Genomic DNA, 18,655 nt, shown 5'->3' on the forward strand with positions numbered 1-18,655 from the left:
GGGGCGGGCGGTTGTCGGGCCTCCAGTTCGGGGTGCAGGGCGGGTGGGCCGATCCGACGGAGGTGAGCGCGGATCGGTTCGATCCGGGGCGGCCTGCCCAAGTAGCATGGCGGCATGAGCATCCGCGGGAGCTACCGGACCGCCCTGACGTACGGCGCGGTGGGGGCGACCCAGGCGTCGGACCTCATGACCTACCCGCCGGACGGCTTCACGCCGGCCGAGTCACGCGCGCGGATCGGACACGGCGACCAGCGGTTCGAGACCGCCGTCGTGCAGGCGCTCACGTGGCAGATCCAGGAGCGCAGCGGGGTCCGCGTGCACGTCGAGGAGCAGCCCGACGACGACGAGGTCCGGTACAACCCGGTCACCTTCGACGACGACGGCGTGCCGATCGCCCCCGCGTCCATCGGGACGCCCCGGGTCGAGAAGTTCGCACCCGACGGCACCCCGCTGCTGACGGCGGGCACCAGCGCGACGCTGACGATCCACGCGTTCGGGCAGACCGTGCTGGCACCGGTGCGCGTCGTGTCGATCATCGACGAGCACGACCGCAAGGGGTTCGCCTACGGCACGCTCGAGGGGCACCCGCTCTCCGGCGAGGAGTCGTTCGTCGTCGAGCGCACCCCGGACGGCTCGGTGTGGCTGCAGGTCCGGCAGTTCTCGCAGCCGGCGAGCCGGAAGTGGCGCTTCGTCGCGCCGTTCGTGCGACGGCAGCAGAAGGTCATGGCGGAGAAGTACCTGGCGGCGCTGCGGGGCGACTAGGCGGTCCTGATCGCGGTCGTGGTCGCTCCTGCTCCTGCACCCGCTCCAGCCCCCGCTCCCGCTCCCGCTCCCGCTCCAGCCCCCGCTCCCGCTCCTCAGCGGAGCGGCGGGAGTGCGGCGATCGCGTCCTCGATGAGGGCGGCGTCCTGCTGGCAGTCGCGTGCGACGGTCACGGCGTTCGTGTGGCGCAGCGCGTCGACGTCGTAGACACCGGTCGCCACGGCCAGGAAGGGGATGCCCGCGGCGTCCGCGGCCTCGCCGTCGCGCGGGGTGTCGCCGACGATGACCGCCCGCGTGCCGACCAGTTCGGCGGCGGCGCGCAGGGTGACCCCGGCCCGCTCGACCTCGGTGTCGCCGAAGTACGAGTGCTCCCAGTCGAAGACGTCGGGGTCGAACCCGGCGCCGGCGAGCTTCACCCGGGCGCGGTACTCGGAGTTGCCGGTGAGCAGGCCGTTGCGCCACCCGAGGTCGGCGAAGCGGGTCAGGAGCGCCTTCGCTCCGGGGACGGGACTGCGGTGGTCGCCGGAGGCGTGCCGTTCGGCCGTCAGATCGTGCAGGTGCCTGCTGACCGTGGGGATCAGGGTGTCCTCGAACGCGTGGGCATGCACGTGTTCGGCGATGAGCCCGGCGTCGGTCCGGCCGTGCTGGTGCCCGACCCGCAGGGTGAGGTCGCGGCCCACCGCCCGCTCGAGGGCGAGGTGGTAGAGGTTGCCCGGAGACGACGCGTTCATCACGAGGGTGCCGTCGATGTCCCACAGGACCGTGGTGGGGACGGGATGGTGCTCCATGACTCCATCATGACGGAGAATGGAGTCCATGCCGAGTGCTCTCCCGATCGCCGATCCAGCACCAGCGGACGGGCTGATCACCCCGTGGGCGGCAGCGGGCTCCGCTGCCGGGCCGGGGGCTGGTTCCGCCGCCGGTGACGTGCCCTTCGGCGTGTACGTGCACGTGCCGTTCTGCCGCGTGCGCTGCGGCTACTGCGACTTCAACACCTACACGGCGTCGGAGCTCCGCGGCGTCCGCCGTGACGACTACGCCGGGCACGCCGTGCGCGAGATCGAGTGGGCGGCGACCGTGCTCGACCGTTCCGGTGTGCCGCGGCGGCCGGTGTCCACCGTCTTCTTCGGCGGAGGCACCCCGACCATGCTGCCGGCGTCCGACCTGGCGATGATCCTCCGTGCGATCGACGACACCTGGGGCATCCTGCCCGGGGCCGAGGTCACCACCGAGGCGAACCCGGACTCCGTCGACGCGGCGTCGCTCGAGACCCTGCGGGCCGGCGGCTTCAACCGGATCAGCTACGGCATGCAGTCCGCCGTGCCGCACGTGCTCGCCACGCTCGACCGCACGCACGACCCGCTCCGGGTCCCAGTGGTCGTCGACCTCGCGAAGCAGCAGGGACTCGACGTCTCGCTCGACCTCATCTACTCGACCCCGGGGGAGTCCCTCGCCGACTGGCGGACCTCGCTCGACGCCGCGATCGCCTGCGAGCCCGACCACGTGTCGGCGTACTCGCTCATCGTCGAGGACGGCACCGCGATGGGCCGCATGGTCGCCCGCGGCGAGCTCCCCGCCCCCGACGACGACCTGGCCGCCGACATGTACGAGCTCGCAGACCAGGTGCTCGGCGACGCCGGCTACTCCTGGTACGAGGTGTCGAACTGGGCACGCGGTGACGCGCACGCGAGTCGCCACAACCTGTCCTACTGGAAGGGCCACGACTGGTGGGGCGTCGGACCCGGCGCGCACTCCGCCGTCGCCGGCACGCGCTGGTGGAACGTCAAGCACCCGGCCGCGTACGCGAACCGGGTGCTGTCGGGGGAGTCGCCGGCCGCCGGCCGCGAGACCATCGACGACGAGACGCGGTACGTCGAGCGACTGCTGCTGGCGGCGCGGGTCCGCGGGGAGCTCGCGACGAGCGAGATCCGCCAGGAGGCCCGTGGCCGGGTCGCCGGCCTCATCGCACGCGGACTCGTGGACGGGTCGGCCGCGGTGCGGGGACGGATCGACCTGACCCTGCAGGGCCGCCTGCTCGCCGACGCGGTGGTGCGGGAGCTGCTCGACTGAGCGGCGTGCGCCGCTCGGTCGGGCTCGTGGGGGCGCTACTGCTTGATGAACTCGATCGAGAGCGGGTAGCGGTAGAACTGTCCCTGGTTCGCGGCGATCGCGGCCATGATGCTGAAGATCAGCGACACGATGCCCGCTGCCAGCACGATCAGGACCCCGACGCCGAACACCGACGTGAGCGAACCGACCACGTAGGCGATGCCCATCGTGATGTGGAAGTTCAGCGCGACGCGGGTGTGCTCGCGGACGAAGCCGCCGCGGTCGCGGAGGACCAGGTAGGCGACCAACGGCGCGATGAAGTTGAAGAAGATGCCGCCGATGTGCGTCAGCGTGGCCCACAGGCGCTGGTCCTCGGGGCTCATCGGCCGGGGCGGGGTGTAGCCGGCGGGGTACTGCGGTCCGCCGGGGTACTGCGGTCCGCCGGGCTGCTGGGGGCCACCGGGGCCGTGGCCGTACGGGCCGCCGGGCTGCTCGGGTCCGTGGCCGTCGGGCTGCTGTCCGTAGGTCATGGCGGAAGCGTATCGGCCGACCGCCCGGAAGTCCCGGGCCGTCAGCGGTCGGGCGTAGGATCAGCAGTCGACACGTCCGAGTGCCAGGTCGATCGGGAAAGGAGGCGCTCGTGGTCAGTGAACGCAGCCTCGAGGTCCTCAAGGCCATCGTGCGCGACTACGTGGCGTCGCGTGAACCCGTCGGGTCGAAGACCATCGTCGAGCGGCACGCCTTCGGGGTCAGCGCCGCGACGATCCGCAACGACATGGCCCTGCTCGAGGACGAGCAGCTGATCGCCGCACCGCACACCTCGTCCGGCCGGGTGCCGACCGACAAGGGGTACCGCGTCTTCGTGGACCACCTGGCGGGTGCCCGTCCGCTCTCCAGCGCGCAGCGGCACGCCATCGAGACCTTCCTCGGCGCCCCGAACGACCTCGACGAGGTCCTCGGGCGCACCGTCCGGCTGCTCAGCCAGCTCACCAACCAGGTCGCCCTGGTGCAGTACCCCTCGATGGTGCGCGCCCGGGTGCAGCACGTCGAGCTCGTCCGGCTCGGTGACGCCCGGTTGATGGTGGTGCTCATCACCGACACCGCTCGCGTCGAACAGCGCGTGGTCGAGACCGACGTCCCGCTCGACGAAGGCTCGCTGGGCGAACTCCGCACCGTGGTGAACGGCGCGACGGTGGGCCTCCTGCTGCAGGACGTCCCGACCGCGCTCCGAGCCGTGCCGCAGCAGCTCCGCCCCGACGCCCAGACGCTCGGCGGGGTCGTCGTCGCCACGCTCATCGAGCAGGTCGCGGCGAACCGGCAGGACCGCCTGCTGATGGCCGGTGCGGCCAACCTGGCGAAGAGCGAGCAGGACTTCTCCGGCGGGCTCTTCCCGGTGCTCGAAGCGATCGAGGAACAAGTCACCCTGCTCCGGTTGTTCGGGGAGATGCAGGTGGACGACATCGCGGTGGCGGCCAGCATCGGCGTCGAGAACGCCGAGTACGGGCTCGACGCCACGAGCATCGTCGCCGGCGGCTACCTGGCCGGTGGCGAGGTGGCCCGCCTGGGCGTCCTCGGACCGACCCGCATGGACTACGGCACGAACATGGCGGCCGTCCGCGCCGTCGCCCGGTACCTGTCCAAGCTCCTGGGCGAACACTGACCAACCGACCGAACCCAACCGACTGAGGGATACGTGGCAGACCACTACGACGTCCTCGGCGTCCAGCGAGACGCCTCCGATGCCGACATCAAGAAGGCCTACCGCCGCCTGGCGCGTGAGCTCCACCCGGACGTGAACCCGGCACCCGACGCCGCCGAGCGCTTCAAGGACGTGACGCACGCGTACGACGTGCTGAGCGACCCCGAGCAGCGGCGCCGGTACGACGCCGGGCCGCAGGCCGACAGCCCCTTCGGTGGTGGCGCCGGTGGCTTCAGCGACATCTTCGACGCCTTCTTCGGCGGCGGCGGTGGTGGCGGCGGCCGGGGGTCGGGCCCGCGCAGCCGTGCCGAGCGCGGACAGGACGCCCTGCTCCGCATCGAGGTCGACCTCGACGAGGTCGTCTTCGGCACCCACAAGGACGTCGAGGTCGACACGGCGGTGCTGTGCGAGACCTGCCACGGCTCCTGCTGTGCGCCGGGCACCAGCCCCCGCACGTGCGACATCTGCGGTGGCTCCGGGCACATCCAGCGCCAGGTCCGTTCGCTCCTCGGCAACGTGGTGACGAGCGCACCGTGCGGCACGTGCCGCGGGTACGGCACCGTCATCCCGAGCCCCTGCCCGACCTGCCAGGGTCAGGGCCGCGTCCGCGCGCGTCGCACCGTGCCGGTGGACGTCCCCGCCGGCGTCGACTCCGGTCTCCGACTTCAGATGCCCGGCCAGGGCGAGGTCGGTCCGGCCGGCGGCCCGTCCGGCGACCTGTACCTCGAGATCCGCGTGCGCCACGACGACGTCTTCAGCCGTGACGGCGACGACCTGCTGGCGACGCTCGAGGTCGGCATGACCGACGCCGTCCTCGGCACGACCACCACGATCGACGGCCTCGACGGTCCGGTCGAGCTCGAGATCCGACCCGGTGTGCAGAGTGCCGACGTCCTCGTCATCAAGGACCGCGGCATCACGAAGCTGCGCGGGAACGGCCGCGGTGACCTGCGGGTCGGCGTGCAGGTCGTCACGCCGACCAAGCTGTCCCACAAGGAGCGGCAGCTGGTGGAGCAGCTCGCGAAGTCGCACAAGACCACCGCCCCGCAGCTCGCCCGGTTCCAGCAGGGCATGTTCGGCAAGCTCCGCGACCGGTTCTTCAACCACTGATGGCGTCGCTGTACCTCGTCGACTCGCTGGACGGCGTCACCGTCGGTGACCCGGTGTCGCTCGACGGGGCCGAGGGCCGGCACGCGGTCTCCGTCGCGCGCGTCCGGGTCGGCGAGGTCCTGCGGATCGCCGACGGTCGGGGCACGGTGGTCTCCGGTCCGGTGACGGCACTCGGCAAGGACACGCTGGAGCTCGCGGTCCACACCGTCGAGCACCAGGACGCACCGCGCCCGTCGCTGACGCTCGTGCAGGCCCTGGCCAAGGGCGGTCGTGACGAGATGGCCGTGCAGGCGGCGACCGAGATCGGGGTCGACCGGGTCGTGCCGTGGTCGGCCGCACGCAGCGTCTCCCGGTGGGACGGCGCGAAGGTCGAGAAGGGCCGCGCGCGGTGGGCCGCGATCGCGCACGAGGCCGCGAAGCAGGCGATCCGTCCGCGTGTGCCCGTCGTCGCGCCGCTGGTGACGACCGGACAACTCGTGTCCGCGCTCGGTGAGGGGACCGCCCTCGTCCTGCTCGACCCGACCGCGACCGTGCGGCTCGCCACCTGGGAACCCCCGACGGGCGCCGAGGACATCGCCCTCGTCGTCGGCCCCGAAGGAGGCATCGACGGCGCGGAGCTCGACCGGCTCGAGGCCGCGGGCGCCGTGCGGGTCCGGCTCGGCGACAGCGTGCTCCGCACGTCCACCGCCGGACCGGCGGCACTCGCTGTCCTGCAGGCGCGACTGGGTCGCTGGTGAGCCGGACCACGCCGTCGGGCGCGTCCTACGATGGAGCCATGAGCACCAGCACGCCCAGCGTCTTCTCCAAGATCATCGCGCGCGAGATCCCGGCGACCATCGTCGCCGAGGACGACCGTGTGATCGCGATCGAGGACATCGCTCCGAAGGCTCCCGTCCACGTGCTCGTCGTCCCCAAGACCGAGCAGTACGCGAACGTCGGCGAACTCGCGGCGGGTGACCCCGACCTGCTGGCCCACGTCGTCGCCACCGCGCAGCGCATCGCCGACGAGCGCGCCGACGGCCAGTTCCGACTCGTCTTCAACACCGGCGAAGCCGCCGGTCAGACCGTGTTCCACGTGCACGCGCACGTACTCGCAGGTGAACTGCAGGAAGGCACCCTTGCCGGTTAACGAACCAGTACAGCCCACCGCCGCCGACGACGAGCCCGTCTCGGTCTCGCTCCAGGTCGACGGCATCGCCATGGTGCAGCTGCTCGGCCCCCAGGACCGGCTGCTCAAGACCGTCGAGCGCCAGTACCCCGGCGTCCGGGTCGTCGTGCGCGGCAACGAGGTCACGCTGACCGGGCCCGAGCGCGACGTCGCCCGCGCGAAGGCGCTCGTCGACGAGCTCGTCGGCATGGTCAGGCGCGGGCAGGAGATCGGCCCGGCCGACATCCCGATGTCCGCACGCATCCTCGACGACGACCGCAAGCCCTCCGACACCTTCGGCACCCCGATCGTGTCGAGCCGCGGCAAGTCCGTCCGGCCGAAGACCGACGGGCAGCGTGCCTACGTCGACGCCATCGACGAGCACACCATCACGTTCGGCATCGGTCCGGCCGGTACCGGCAAGACGTACCTGGCGATGGCCAAGGCCGTGCAGGCGCTGCAGCGGCGCGAGGTCAACCGGATCATCCTCACCCGTCCCGCGGTCGAGGCCGGCGAGCGGCTCGGCTTCCTGCCGGGCACGCTCACCGACAAGATCGACCCCTACCTGCGCCCGCTGTACGACGCCCTCAACGAGATGATGGACCCGGAGCTGGTCCCGAAGCTCCTGGCCGCCGGCACCGTCGAGGTCGCCCCGCTGGCGTACATGCGTGGCCGGACCCTCAACGACTCCTTCGTGGTGCTCGACGAGGCGCAGAACACCACGCCCGAGCAGATGAAGATGTTCCTGACCCGGCTCGGGTTCGGCTCGAAGATGGTCATCACGGGTGACATCACCCAGGTCGACCTGCCGGGCAACGTCTCCGGTCTGCGGCTCGTGACCCGCATCCTCGACCAGGTCGAGGACATCCACTTCGCCCGTCTCGGCAGCGAGGACGTGGTCCGCCACACCCTCGTCGGCCGGATCGTCGACGCGTACACGGTCTACGACGAGGAGCGCCTCGCCGAGCAGGCCGGGCAGCGCCCCGGTGGCCGTGGCACCGCCCCGGTCGGCAACCCCGACGGTGCCAACCGCGCCGAACGCCGTGGGCGCCCGCCGCAGGACCGCGCACGACCCCCGTACCCCCAGAACGACGCCCGAGGAGGCAACCGGTGAGCATCGAGCTCAACAACGAGTCGGGCGTCGAGGTGGACGAGGCCGCGATCCAGCGGCTCGCGGCCTTCGCCCTGGACGCGATGCACGTCCACGCCGATGCCGAGCTCGCGATCGTGCTGGTCGACGAGGGCGCGATGGAGCAGCTGCACGTCCGGTGGATGGACGAGCCCGGCCCGACGGACGTCCTGAGCTTCCCGATGGACGAACTGCGCCCCGGCACCGAGGACGACCCCACGCCGGCCGGGCTGCTGGGCGACATCGTGCTCTGCCCGCAGGTGGCCGAGGAACAGGCGAAGACCGCCGGGCACTCGAGCACCGACGAGATGCTGCTGCTCACCTGCCACGGCATCCTGCACCTGCTCGGCTTCGACCACGCCGAGCCCGACGAGAAGGCCGAGATGTTCGGCATCCAGGGCGAGATCCTGACCGCCTTCGCCGCCCAGCACCGAGGGCGGTAGCCGGTGGTCGTCGTCGCCGGACTCCTCGCGGTGGCGCTGGGGCTCGTCGTGCTCGGCGGGCTCCTCGCCGCGAGCGACGCCGCACTCTCGGTGGTCTCCCGTGCCGACCTCGAGGAGATCGCCAGGGGCAACAAGCGCCGCCGCGCCATCGAGGCGATCGCTGACGACGTCGGGGCGCACGTCAACGCGCTGAACTTCTTCCGGGTCCTCGCCGAGACCGCGGCCGCGGTGCTCGTGACGATCGCCCTCGTGCGCGCCTTCGACAGCTGGTGGATCGCACTCGTCGTCTCCGCCGCGATCATGACCGCGGTGTCGTTCGTGCTGGTCGGGTCGAGCCCGCGCAGCGTCGGACGCGCCCACGCCGAGCGGCTGATCGGTGCGACCGGCGGCATCGTCCGTGGGGTCCGCATCGTGCTCGGTCCGCTGGCCGGACTGCTCGTCCGGATCGGCGACCGGGTCACCCCCGGCCGCGGCCGGAGCGCCTCCACCGTGTCGAGCGAGGAGCAGCTGCTCTCGCTCGTCGACGAGGCCACCGAGAGCAACGTGCTCGAGGACGAGGACCGCGAACTCATCCACTCGGTGTTCGAGTTCAGCGACACCCTGGTGCGCGAGGTCATGGTGCCCCGCACGGACATGCTCACCGTCGACGGTGCGGAGACGCTGGCCGCGGCCATGGAGCAGTTCCTGGCCGCCGGGGTGTCCCGGATGCCGGTGACGGGCAAGGACAGCGACGACGTGCGGGGTGTGCTCTACCTGCGCGACGTCGCGCGGTCGCTGTACGAACGGCCGGCATCCCGCACTGAACGGGTCAGCCGGCTGCTGCGGCCCGCCGAGTTCGTGCCGGAGTCGAAGCACGCCGACGACACCCTGCGGCACATGCAGGTCGCCAAGAACCACCTGGTGCTGGTGGTCGACGAGTACGGCGGTGTCGCCGGGCTCGTGACCATGGAGGACCTCATCGAAGAACTCGTCGGCGACATCTCCGACGAGTACGACCGCGCCGTCGTCGACCGGACCGAGGTCGAACCGGGCATCTGGCGGATCTCCGCCCGGCTGCCGATCGACGAGCTCGGCGACCTGTTCGGCATCGAGCTCGACGACGACGACGTCGACACCGCCGGTGGCCTGCTCACCAAGGAGCTCGGACACCTGGCCGTCTCCGGCGACACCGTCACGGTGTCCGGGGTCGTCCTGACCGCCGACCGGGTCGAGGGCAAGCGCCGCCACCTCATCACCGTGCTCGCCGAGCGCACCCACGCCCTGGCCGACGTCGAGGACGCCTTCGACGACGCCGAACCCACCACGACGGGAACCACGCACGCATGACCGACCCCGACACCACCCAGGCCGGCTCGGAGAAGCCCTACCGCGCGGGCTTCGTCTCGTTCGTCGGCCGTCCGAACGTCGGCAAGTCGACGCTGACCAACGCCCTGGTGGGCGAGAAGGTCGCCATCACCTCGTCGAAGCCGCAGACCACCAGGCGCGCCATCCGCGGGATCGTGCACCGGCCCGACGGTCAGGTGATCATCGTCGACACCCCGGGCGTGCACCGTCCGCGCACCCTGCTCGGCGAACGGCTCAACGACCTCGTGCAGTCCACCCTCGGCGACGTCGACGTGATCGGTTTCTGCGTGCCGGCGAACGAGCCCGTCGGTCCCGGCGACCGGTTCATCAACGACACGCTCGACCAGTACCCGCGCGCCAAGAAGATCGCGATCGTCACGAAGATCGACAGCACCTCCAAGGACCGCGTCGGTGAGCAGCTGCTGGCCGTCTCGAAGCTCCGCGACTGGGACGCCGTGGTGCCGACCTCGGGCACCAGGGGCATGCAGCTCGACGACCTGCTCGGCGTGATCACCGCCCTGCTCCCCGAGTCGCCGCAGCTGTACGACTCGAGCGCGGTGACCGAGGAGACCGACGAGGAGCGCATCGGCGAGCTCATCCGCGAGGCTGCGCTCGAGGGCGTCCGTGACGAGCTGCCGCACTCGCTCGCCGTGGTCATCGAGGACATCGTCGAGCCCGATGCCGACGACGACGCCGACGGCCCCCTGCGCATCTTCGCGAACCTGTTCGTCGAGCGGGACAGCCAGAAGGCGATCGTCATCGGACACAAGGGCGAGCGCCTGAAGGACGTCGGTTCGCGGGCCCGCGTCGAGATCGAGTCGCTGCTCGGCGGCCGGCACGTCTACCTGAACATCCGCGTGAAGGTGGCCAAGGAGTGGCAGCGTGACCCGAAGCAGCTCGGACGCCTCGGCTTCTGACCGTCCGCCGCTCGCACCCCGGGTCATCCGGGCGAGGGACGCGGGGACGAGCGGCCCGCCGTACCGTGGACGGGTGTTCCGTCCCATGCTGCGCGCGCAGGTCATCACCGACCTGCTGATCGCCGTGCTGCTCGGCGGCCTCGTGCTGGTCGCCAGCGGGCGCGGGCTCGACGGGCCGCTGTCCGTGGTCACCGTCGTCGGGATGACCGCCGCCCTGGCACTCCGACGACTGTCACCCGGGCTCGCCCTGGCCGTGGCGTGGGTGTTCGCGGTCTTCGAGATGGTCACCCTGCAGGTGCCGGACGTGTCGAACGCGTTCATCGCCGGCGTCATGTACACGACGAGTGCGTACGGCAGCCGCCGTGTGCGGCTGGCCGGGCTCGTGTCGGCGATCCTCGGGTCCGTGGCGGCGGCGGCGTACATGGGCTTCGACGACTACCGGAACCGCTTGACCTACGAGACCACCTCGACGTCGGTGCCGGAGTCGCTGCAGGTCATCCTGTCGTTCTTCGCCGTCGTCCTGCTCCTGCTGCTGCTGCCGTGGCTCGCCGGACTCGTGGTCCGGACCCGTCGCTCGGCGAGCATGAGTCGCGAGGCCCAGCTGCTGGCCGAGCGTGACGCCGCGCGGGCCGACCGGGCCGTCGCGGTCGAGCAGGAGCGCGTGCGGATCGCCCGCGACATGCACGACATCGTCGCGCACTCGCTCGCGGTCGTCATCGCGCAGTCCGACGGTGCCCGGTACGCCCTGAAGGCCGACCCCGCGGTGGCCGACCAGGCCCTCAGTACCATCTCGACCACGGCCCGCCGGGCCCTCGGCGACGTGCGCGAACTCCTCGGCGCGCTCCGGCACGAGCAGGGGACCGCGCCGACGCCCGAGATCGACGACATCGACCGGCTCGTCGACGAGATGCGGCAGCTCGGGCTTGACGTGCGGGTGGAACGCGAGGGCGACCCCGCCGGGCTGCCCACCACCACGCAGCTCGCTGTCTACCGGATCGTGCAGGAGAGCCTGACGAACGCGTACAAGCACGGAGAGCCCGGCAGCCCGGTGCGTGCCGCCCTGACCTACCGGCCGGACACCGTCGAGATCGCCGTCGTGAACCGACGTGCCGACGACGGGGTCCGCGGCCCCGGCACAGGCCACGGCCTGGTCGGCATGCGCGAGCGCGCCGTGATGACCGGCGGCACCATGACCGCCGGGGCCCGAGGGGACGACTTCGCGGTCGCCGTCCGGATGCCGACCGTCCCGGCCAGCGGGCAGATGCCCCGCGGCCGGATCACCCCCACCGAGCAGGAGCGCACCGCCCGATGACCACGATCCCGACCGACGAGCACCGGATCCGTGTCGCCCTCGTCGACGACCAGGCGCTGTTCCGCACCGGCATCCGGATGCTCATCGACTCGCAGCCCGACCTGCGGTTCGTCGGCGAGGCGGGCGACGGTGCCGATGGGGTCGAACTCGTCCGACGGACCCGTCCCGACGTGGTGCTGATGGACGTGCGGATGCCCGTGATGAACGGCATCACGGCGACCGGCCACATCGTCGAACAGTCCGGAACCGACGGCGCGAAGGTCCTCGTGCTGACCACGTTCGACTTCGACGAGGCCGCCGCCAAGGCCATCCGCGCCGGCGCGAGCGGGTTCGTGCTCAAGGACGCCGACCCCGAGTTCCTGCTCGCGGCGGTCCGGACCGTGCACGCCGGCACCGCGGTGTTCGCCGCGTCGGCCACGCGGGAGCTCCTGCGACGGTACGACGACTCGGTCGGACGCGCCGCCGCAGTCCCCGCGGCGTTCGCCGACCTCACGCCACGCGAGCGCGAGATCTTCGACCTGGCCGCCCGTGGGTTCAGCAACAGCGAGATCGCCCAGCACGAGTACGTCAGCGAGGCGACCGTGAAGACGCACATCTCGCGGGTCCTGACGAAGCTCGAACTCCGCGACCGGGTGCGACTCGTCGTCTTCGCCCACGAACACGGGCTCGTCACCAAGGCCGACTGATGCCGGGTCATCCGCGGGGATGACCCCTCCACAGGCAACCGAGCCGAGCGGACGATCCACAGGAGCCGAGCGGGCGACGCGGACGGGTCCGCTGACCGCCATCGTGGATGCATGACCACGAGCCACGCCCCGATCATCCGCCTCGACCACGTGTCCAAGCACTACGGCGACGACGCCCGACGTGTGACCGCGCTCGACGACGTCAGCGTCGACATCGGCGCCGGGGAGTTCACCGCGGTGATGGGCCCGTCCGGGTCCGGCAAGTCGACGCTCATGCACGTCGCCGCCGGCCTCGACGCCGTGTCCGCCGGCCGGATCCAGATCGACGGCGTCGACATCACGGCCCTGGGCGACAAGGACCTCACCGAGCTGCGTCGTCGGCGGCTGGGCTTCGTGTTCCAGTCGTTCAACCTCGTCCCGACGCTCGACGTCAGCGAGAACATCCGGCTGCCGTTCCTGCTCGGTGGGCACAAGCCCTCGCACGAGGAGACCGCCTGGATCGACCGGCTGGTCGAGATGCTCGGGCTCGGCAACCGGCTCACGCACCGGCCGCACCAGCTCTCCGGCGGGCAGCAGCAGCGCGTCGCCATCGCACGGGCGCTCGCTTCGCGGCCGGCGGTGGTCGTCGCCGACGAACCGACCGGCGCGCTCGACTCCCGCACCGGACGCGACGTGCTCGCGATCCTCCGCGGTGCCGTCCAGGAATGGGGCCAGAGCGTCGTCATGGTGACGCACGACCCGGTGGCGGCCGCGAACGCCGACCGCATCCTGTTCCTGGCCGACGGCCGGATCGTCGCCGACAGCCCCGCGATGGACGCCGGCGCGATCTCCACGACGATGCTCGGGATGGAGGCAGCAGCGTGAACAGCGTCCGCTCCTTCGCCCCCACCGTCCTGGTCGCCGCCCTCGGCACCACGTTCGGCTCCGCCCTCGTCATCGCACCGGGGATCGTGACCGAGGCGCTCCGAGCCGCCGGCGTCGCCGACCTCGGTCCGATCAAGGGGATCCTGTCGGTGGTCGGGTGGCTGTTCCTCGGCATCGCGCTCTACGTCGGCGCGATCGTCACGGCGAACACCTGCGCCACCCTGATCGCCGGGCAGACCCGGATCATCGCCCTGCAGCGGCTCGTCGGCGCGACCGGGGCGACCCTCCGTGCGCGGATCACCCGCACCGGCCTGGTCGTCGGCGTGCTCGGCGGGGTCGTCGGCGCCGTCGTGGGGACCGCGCTCTCGGCCCTGTTCGTCGTCGTCCTGCGGGGCAACGGGGTCCTGCCCGAGGCCGAGTACACGTACGTGCCGTGGGAGCTCGTCCTGCCGGTCGTGGCCGTCGTCCTCGCCACCTGGGGTGCCTTCGCTGCCGGGTCGCGCCGCGTGCTCACCGTCACACCACTCGAAGCGCTGTCGTCGTCCGTCGAGCCGAGCCACGACGACGTCCGGTCCGGCACGGCCCGCGAGGTCTGGGCGATCGTGCTCATGGCCGGTGGCGCGGTGCTGATGCTGCTCGGGCTCGCGGTGAGCTCGCTGTCCCCGGTCGCGGTCCTGCCGGCAGCGCTCGGCGGGTTCGTGTCCTTCGCGGGGGTCGCCGTCGGGGCGACGATCGTGATGCCGCCCGTGCTGCAGCTCATCGGCCGCATCGGCTCGCACGACCCCGTCGTCCTGCTCGCCGGACGGAACGCGATGCGGGCGCCGGGGCGGTCCTCGCGGGCGACCATCGGGCTCGTCATCGGTGTCACCCTGCTCGTGACCTTCGCGGTGGCGCTCGGGATCATGCAGCACGTGCTCGAGACCGAGATGCGCGCCATGAGCGCGGGGGCTGCCACGCCCGAGATGATCGAGGCGCAGCGGGACCTCTTCGTGCAGATCAACGCGGTCGTCAGCGTGATCGTCGGGTTCTCCGCCGTGATCGCCGCCGTCGGGGTCGTGAACGCCCTGGCGCTCGGGGTGCTCCAGCGTCGACGCGAACTCGGGCTGCTGCGGGTGCTCGGCCTGACCGGTGCGCAGGTCCGACGGATGATCGTGACCGAGGCCGTGCAGATGGTCGTCGCGGCCGTCGTCTCGGGGCTCGCACTCGGCACGGTGTACGGCTGGGTCGGCGGGCAGACGCTGCTCGGCTCGCTCGGGACGCCCGTGGCACCGGTGCTGCCGCCGCTGACCATCGGCATCGTGGTGATCGGCGCGCTGGTCCTGGCGGTCGTCGCCACCATCGCCCCGGTGCGGCGCGCGATGCGCGTCCCGCCGACCGAGGCGCTCGCGGTCGACTGACCCGTCGCCCTGGTCGCACCACACGACGACACGGGAGGCCCGTTGCCAGCTGGCACCGGGCCTCCCGTGTCGTCGTGTGGGCGCGCCGACGTGCCCTGGCCGGCCCCGCCGCGCCGCTCACGTCCGCCGAGGTGTCACGAACCGTCGTCCGGACGCGGCCCGGGCGACAGAACGCGACCTCTCGGCGACCGGCCCGTGGCAGGTCTCGACCACTCGGCACCTCACTCGGCAACCCCGTTCGACGGCGCCGGGCGGTCCCGCGTCACACGCTTGCGCCAGCCTGGTACACCGGTGCTACCGTGGGTCCCGATGTACTCGGCACTCCTCCTCCTTCGCTGCCGCGACGAGGCCTGACACTCCGGCCCACCTCGTCGCGGAGTCCGTCGTGGCCGCACCACAAGAGCTCACGAACACGCGACGAAAGCGAAGAACGATGCAGAACACCCAGCAGCCCTCCGGGATGCCGATCCACAAGTACGTCCCGTTCCACGAGCAGATCAGCGTCGACCTGCCGGACCGCACCTGGCCCACGAAGCGCATCGACAAGGCGCCGCGCTGGTGTGCCGTCGACCTGCGTGACGGCAACCAGGCGCTCATCGACCCGATGGACGCCGAGCGCAAGCGGGCGATGTTCGACCTCCTCGTGCGGATGGGCTACAAGGAGATCGAGGTCGGGTTCCCGAGCGCCTCGCAGACTGACTTCGACTTCGTCCGGTCGCTGATCGACGAGGGCGCGATCCCCGACGACGTGACCATCCAGGTGCTGACCCAGGCGCGCGAGCACCTCATCCAGCGCACCTACGAGGCGATCGACGGCGCGAAGCAGGCCATCGTCCACCTGTACAACTCCACGAGCATCGTGCAGCGCGAGGTCGTCTTCCGCACCGACGTGCAGGGCGTGGTGGACATCGCGGTCACCGGTGCGAAGCTCTGCAAGGCCGCCGAGGCGACGCTGCAGCACGACACGACGATCTACTACGAGTACTCGCCGGAGTCCTACACGGGCACCGAGCTCGAGGTCGCACTGGAGATCTGCAACGCCGTCCTCGAGGTCTTCGAGCCGACGCCCGAGCGCAAGGTCATCATCAACCTGCCCGCCACCGTCGAGATGGCCACACCGAACGTCTACGCCGACTCGATCGAGTGGATGTCACGCCGCCTCGCCCACCGCGACGACGTCATCCTGTCGCTGCACCCGCACAACGACCGCGGCACCGCGGTCGCGGCCGCCGAGCTCGGCTACATGGCCGGCGCCGACCGCATCGAGGGCTGCCTGTTCGGCAACGGTGAGCGCACCGGCAACGTGGACCTGGTCGCCCTCGGGATGAACCTGTTCACGCAGGGCATCGACCCGGAGATCTCGTTCGCCGACATCGACCAGGTGAAGCGCACCGTCGAGTACTGCAACCAGCTGCCGGTGCCCGAGCGCCAGCCGTGGGCGGGCGACCTCGTGTACACGGCGTTCAGCGGCTCGCACCAGGACGCCATCAACAAGGGGTTCGAGGCGATGAAGGCCAAGGCCGCCGCCGCGGGCAAGGACATCGACGAGATCGAGTGGGCGGTGCCGTACCTGCCCGTCGACCCGAAGGACATCGGCCGGTCGTACGAGGCCGTCATCCGCGTCAACTCGCAGTCCGGCAAGGGCGGTGTGGCGTACCTGCTCAAGACCGACCACGCCCTCGACCTGCCCCGCAAGCTGCAGATCGAGTTCTCCGGCGTCGTGCAGCGGCACACCGACACCGAGGGCGGCGAGTTCTCGTCGCAGCGCATCTGGGACGTGTTCCAGGACGAGTACCTGCCCGCGTCGATCGACGACGAGAAGTGGGGCCGGTACGAGCTCACCAAGACGGCGACGTCGAGCGACTTCGAGGGCACGACCTCGCTGTCCGTGGCACTCCGGGTCGACGAGGGCGCGGTCACGGCCGAAGCCGTCGGCACCGGTCCCATCGACGCGTTCCTGAAGGTGCTCGCCGAGCAGGGCGTCCAGGTCACGCTGTACGACTACTCGGAGCACACGATGAGCGCTTCCGGTGACGCGAAGGCCGCGTCCTACGTCGAGCTCGACGTCGACGGCGTGCGTCTCTGGGGCGTCGGCATCGACGCCGACATCTCGACGGCGTCGCTCAAGGCGATCGTGTCCGCGGTGAACCGCGCGGTGCGCGCGGGTGCCGCGGCCGGCGCACCGGAGCTCGTCTCGGCCTGAGACGCAACCAGCCCTGGAGGCACGGTGCGGGTCCGTCCCGCACCGCGCCTCCCGTCTGTGCCCGGTCTTTCCCCCGTCACGCGCGATGGCAGGTCGAATCGGGCGTACCTGGTCGATTCTTCCGACCAGGTACGCCCGATTCCACTCGGTACCCCCGAGCCCCCGCCCGCAGCACACGCGGCTGTCGGCGGGGCGGGGGATACTGGGGGCATGCCGCTGTACCGGGACGAGTGCGTCGTGTTGCGCACGCACAAGCTCGGCGAAGCCGACCGCATCGTCACGATGCTCTCGCGGCAGCACGGCAAGATCCGCGCCGTGGCCAAGGGCGTGCGGCGGACCGCGTCGAAGTTCGGCAGCCGGCTCGAGCCGTTCATGGTCGTCGACGCCCAGTTCTACGAGGGCCGGTCGCTCGACATCGTCACCCAGGCGGAGTCCCTCGGCGCGTACGGGGCCCAGATCGTCGCCGACTACGGCGCGTACACCGCGGCCAGCGCCATGGTCGAGACCGCCGACCGACTGAGCGAGGCCGATGCCGGGCTGCAGCAGTACCTGCTCCTCGTCGGGGCGCTCCGGTCGTTGTCGCGCGGTGAGCACCAGTCCAGCGCGACCCTCGACTCGTACCTGCTCCGCGCGATGAGCATCGCGGGATGGGCCCCCTCGTTCAGTGACTGTGCGGTGACGGGGGAGCCCGGCCCGCACTCGGCGTTCGTGGTGCAGCTCGGTGGTGTCGTCGCCGACCGTGCGGCGCCCCCGGGGACGCCGCGGCTCGACCCGGCGACGCTCGGGGTGCTCGGCTCCCTGCTCGCCGGTGACTGGGCGACGGTCGACGCCACCGACGAGCGGACGCGTTCGCGGGCCTCCGGCGTGGTCGCGGCCTACGCCCAGTGGCACCTGGAACGATCGCTCCGGTCCCTGCCGCACGTCGACCGCTCCGAGCACCCGCTGCCGGTGCCGCAGACCCACGGCGGACCCGAGGCGACGGCGCGCGCGGTGGCCTCGACCCCGGCACCCGCCGTGCCCGAGCCCGACCCTGATCCCGCTGTCGAAGGAGCCCCCACCGCATGAGCCCCCGCCGCCCCGACGACGTCGAACCGTTCCGCCCGATCGACTGGACCGGCGAGACGCCCCCGGCGATCCCGGCCCGGTTCGTGCCGGAGCACGTGGCCATCGTCATGGACGGCAACGGCCGGTGGGCGAACGGCCGCGGCCTGACCCGGATCGAGGGGCACAAGGCGGGCGAGGCCTCGCTGCTCGACGTCGTCGCCGGGGCGATCCAGATCGGCGTCGGGCACGTGTCCGCGTACGCGTTCTCGACGGAGAACTGGAAGCGCTCCCCGGAAGAGGTCCGGTTCCTGATGGGCTTCAACCGCGACGTCATCCGCCGTCGCCGTGACCAGCTGCACCAGTGGGGCGTCAAGGTGCGGTGGGCGGGTCGGCGTCCGAGGCTGTGGCGGAGCGTCATCGACGAGCTCGAGACCGCCGAGCGGATGACGGCGGGCAACGACGTCCTCACGCTGACGATGTGCGTGAACTACGGCGGCCGGAACGAGATCGTCGACGCCGTGCGGGGCATGGCCGAGGACGTCGCCGCCG

19 protein-coding genes are annotated in these 18,655 nt (G+C 71.5%); 17 read left to right on the forward strand and 2 right to left on the reverse strand.

What is annotated here, in order from left to right; genetic code table 11:
* The first annotated feature begins 114 nt into the window (after positions 1-114).
* Positions 115-762, forward strand: coding sequence for a DUF1990 family protein (locus DEJ27_RS17145; RefSeq protein WP_110860407.1), 648 nt, complete (start codon positions 115-117; stop codon positions 760-762).
* Between the two features lie 95 nt (positions 763-857).
* Here the strand turns inward: DEJ27_RS17145 and DEJ27_RS17150 are convergent, their stop codons facing one another.
* Positions 858-1,550 (reverse strand): HAD family hydrolase, encoded by a 693-nt coding sequence (locus tag DEJ27_RS17150; RefSeq protein ID WP_181420059.1) that lies wholly within the window; start codon positions 1,548-1,550, stop codon positions 858-860.
* Between the two features lie 28 nt (positions 1,551-1,578).
* On the opposite strand from DEJ27_RS17150, the gene hemW reads away from it, so the two are divergent.
* Positions 1,579-2,832: a radical SAM family heme chaperone HemW gene (gene hemW / locus DEJ27_RS17155; RefSeq protein ID WP_110860411.1), complete on the forward strand. Its 1,254-nt coding sequence runs from the start codon at positions 1,579-1,581 to the stop codon at positions 2,830-2,832.
* 35 nt (positions 2,833-2,867) lie between these two features.
* On the opposite strand, the gene DEJ27_RS17160 is transcribed toward hemW, so the two are convergent.
* The gene (locus DEJ27_RS17160; RefSeq protein ID WP_309146762.1) at positions 2,868-3,341 is read right to left on the reverse strand and encodes a DUF4870 domain-containing protein; all 474 of its coding nucleotides are present in this window, start codon (positions 3,339-3,341) and stop codon (positions 2,868-2,870) included.
* A gap of 110 nt (positions 3,342-3,451) precedes the next feature.
* Here DEJ27_RS17160 and hrcA point away from each other — a divergent pair, with 110 nt between their 5' ends.
* From hrcA to uppS, 15 genes are all read left to right on the forward strand, one after another.
* A complete protein-coding gene (gene hrcA / locus DEJ27_RS17165) occupies positions 3,452-4,471 on the forward strand; it encodes a heat-inducible transcriptional repressor HrcA (RefSeq protein ID WP_110860413.1) in 1,020 nt (339 codons plus the stop codon).
* Positions 4,472-4,504: 33 nt separating this feature from the next.
* Positions 4,505-5,620, forward strand: coding sequence for a molecular chaperone DnaJ (gene dnaJ, locus DEJ27_RS17170; protein WP_110860415.1), 1,116 nt, complete (start codon positions 4,505-4,507; stop codon positions 5,618-5,620).
* Positions 5,620-6,357 carry a 16S rRNA (uracil(1498)-N(3))-methyltransferase gene (locus tag DEJ27_RS17175; RefSeq protein ID WP_111091532.1) on the forward strand — a complete coding sequence of 246 codons (738 nt, stop codon included), beginning with the start codon at positions 5,620-5,622 and terminating at the stop codon, positions 6,355-6,357. Before dnaJ ends, DEJ27_RS17175 begins: the two co-directional genes overlap by 1 nt.
* A gap of 38 nt (positions 6,358-6,395) precedes the next feature.
* A complete protein-coding gene (locus DEJ27_RS17180; protein ID WP_110860419.1) occupies positions 6,396-6,749 on the forward strand; it encodes a histidine triad nucleotide-binding protein in 354 nt (117 codons plus the stop codon).
* Complete coding sequence (locus DEJ27_RS17185; RefSeq protein WP_110860422.1) at positions 6,739-7,881, forward strand: PhoH family protein; 1,143 nt, start codon at positions 6,739-6,741, stop codon at positions 7,879-7,881. The genes DEJ27_RS17180 and DEJ27_RS17185 overlap by 11 nt, the downstream gene beginning before the upstream one ends.
* On the forward strand, positions 7,878-8,339 hold the full coding sequence (gene ybeY, locus DEJ27_RS17190) for an rRNA maturation RNase YbeY (protein ID WP_017886675.1): 462 nt from the start codon (positions 7,878-7,880) through the stop codon (positions 8,337-8,339). The genes DEJ27_RS17185 and ybeY overlap by 4 nt, the downstream gene beginning before the upstream one ends.
* Before the next feature lie 3 nt (positions 8,340-8,342).
* Positions 8,343-9,665, forward strand: coding sequence for a hemolysin family protein (locus tag DEJ27_RS17195; protein ID WP_111091533.1), 1,323 nt, complete (start codon positions 8,343-8,345; stop codon positions 9,663-9,665).
* Positions 9,662-10,600, forward strand: coding sequence for a GTPase Era (era, locus tag DEJ27_RS17200; RefSeq protein ID WP_110860426.1), 939 nt, complete (start codon positions 9,662-9,664; stop codon positions 10,598-10,600). Before DEJ27_RS17195 ends, era begins: the two co-directional genes overlap by 4 nt.
* 73 nt (positions 10,601-10,673) lie before the next feature.
* Positions 10,674-11,912 (forward strand): sensor histidine kinase, encoded by a 1,239-nt coding sequence (locus tag DEJ27_RS17205; protein ID WP_220032941.1) that lies wholly within the window; start codon positions 10,674-10,676, stop codon positions 11,910-11,912.
* Positions 11,909-12,598, forward strand: a complete 690-nt coding sequence (locus DEJ27_RS17210) for a response regulator transcription factor (protein WP_111091534.1) — start codon at positions 11,909-11,911, stop codon at positions 12,596-12,598. Before DEJ27_RS17205 ends, DEJ27_RS17210 begins: the two co-directional genes overlap by 4 nt.
* 111 nt (positions 12,599-12,709) lie before the next feature.
* Complete coding sequence (locus DEJ27_RS17215; RefSeq protein ID WP_111091535.1) at positions 12,710-13,462, forward strand: ABC transporter ATP-binding protein; 753 nt, start codon at positions 12,710-12,712, stop codon at positions 13,460-13,462.
* Positions 13,459-14,859 carry an ABC transporter permease gene (locus DEJ27_RS17220; RefSeq protein WP_111091536.1) on the forward strand — a complete coding sequence of 467 codons (1,401 nt, stop codon included), beginning with the start codon at positions 13,459-13,461 and terminating at the stop codon, positions 14,857-14,859. Before DEJ27_RS17215 ends, DEJ27_RS17220 begins: the two co-directional genes overlap by 4 nt.
* 433 nt (positions 14,860-15,292) lie before the next feature.
* Positions 15,293-17,062, forward strand: a complete 1,770-nt coding sequence (gene leuA, locus DEJ27_RS17225; RefSeq protein WP_111091537.1) for a 2-isopropylmalate synthase — start codon at positions 15,293-15,295, stop codon at positions 17,060-17,062.
* Between the two features lie 210 nt (positions 17,063-17,272).
* On the forward strand, positions 17,273-18,127 hold the full coding sequence (gene recO / locus DEJ27_RS17230; RefSeq protein ID WP_110860438.1) for a DNA repair protein RecO: 855 nt from the start codon (positions 17,273-17,275) through the stop codon (positions 18,125-18,127).
* Positions 18,124-18,655: polyprenyl diphosphate synthase (gene uppS, locus DEJ27_RS17235; protein ID WP_111091538.1), on the forward strand; the 532-nt coding region annotated here is incomplete at its 3' end. The genes recO and uppS, both read left to right, overlap by 4 nt.

The sequence above is a fragment of the Curtobacterium sp. MCPF17_018 genome, from assembly GCF_003234135.1.
Taxonomy (GTDB): domain Bacteria; phylum Actinomycetota; class Actinomycetes; order Actinomycetales; family Microbacteriaceae; genus Curtobacterium; species Curtobacterium flaccumfaciens.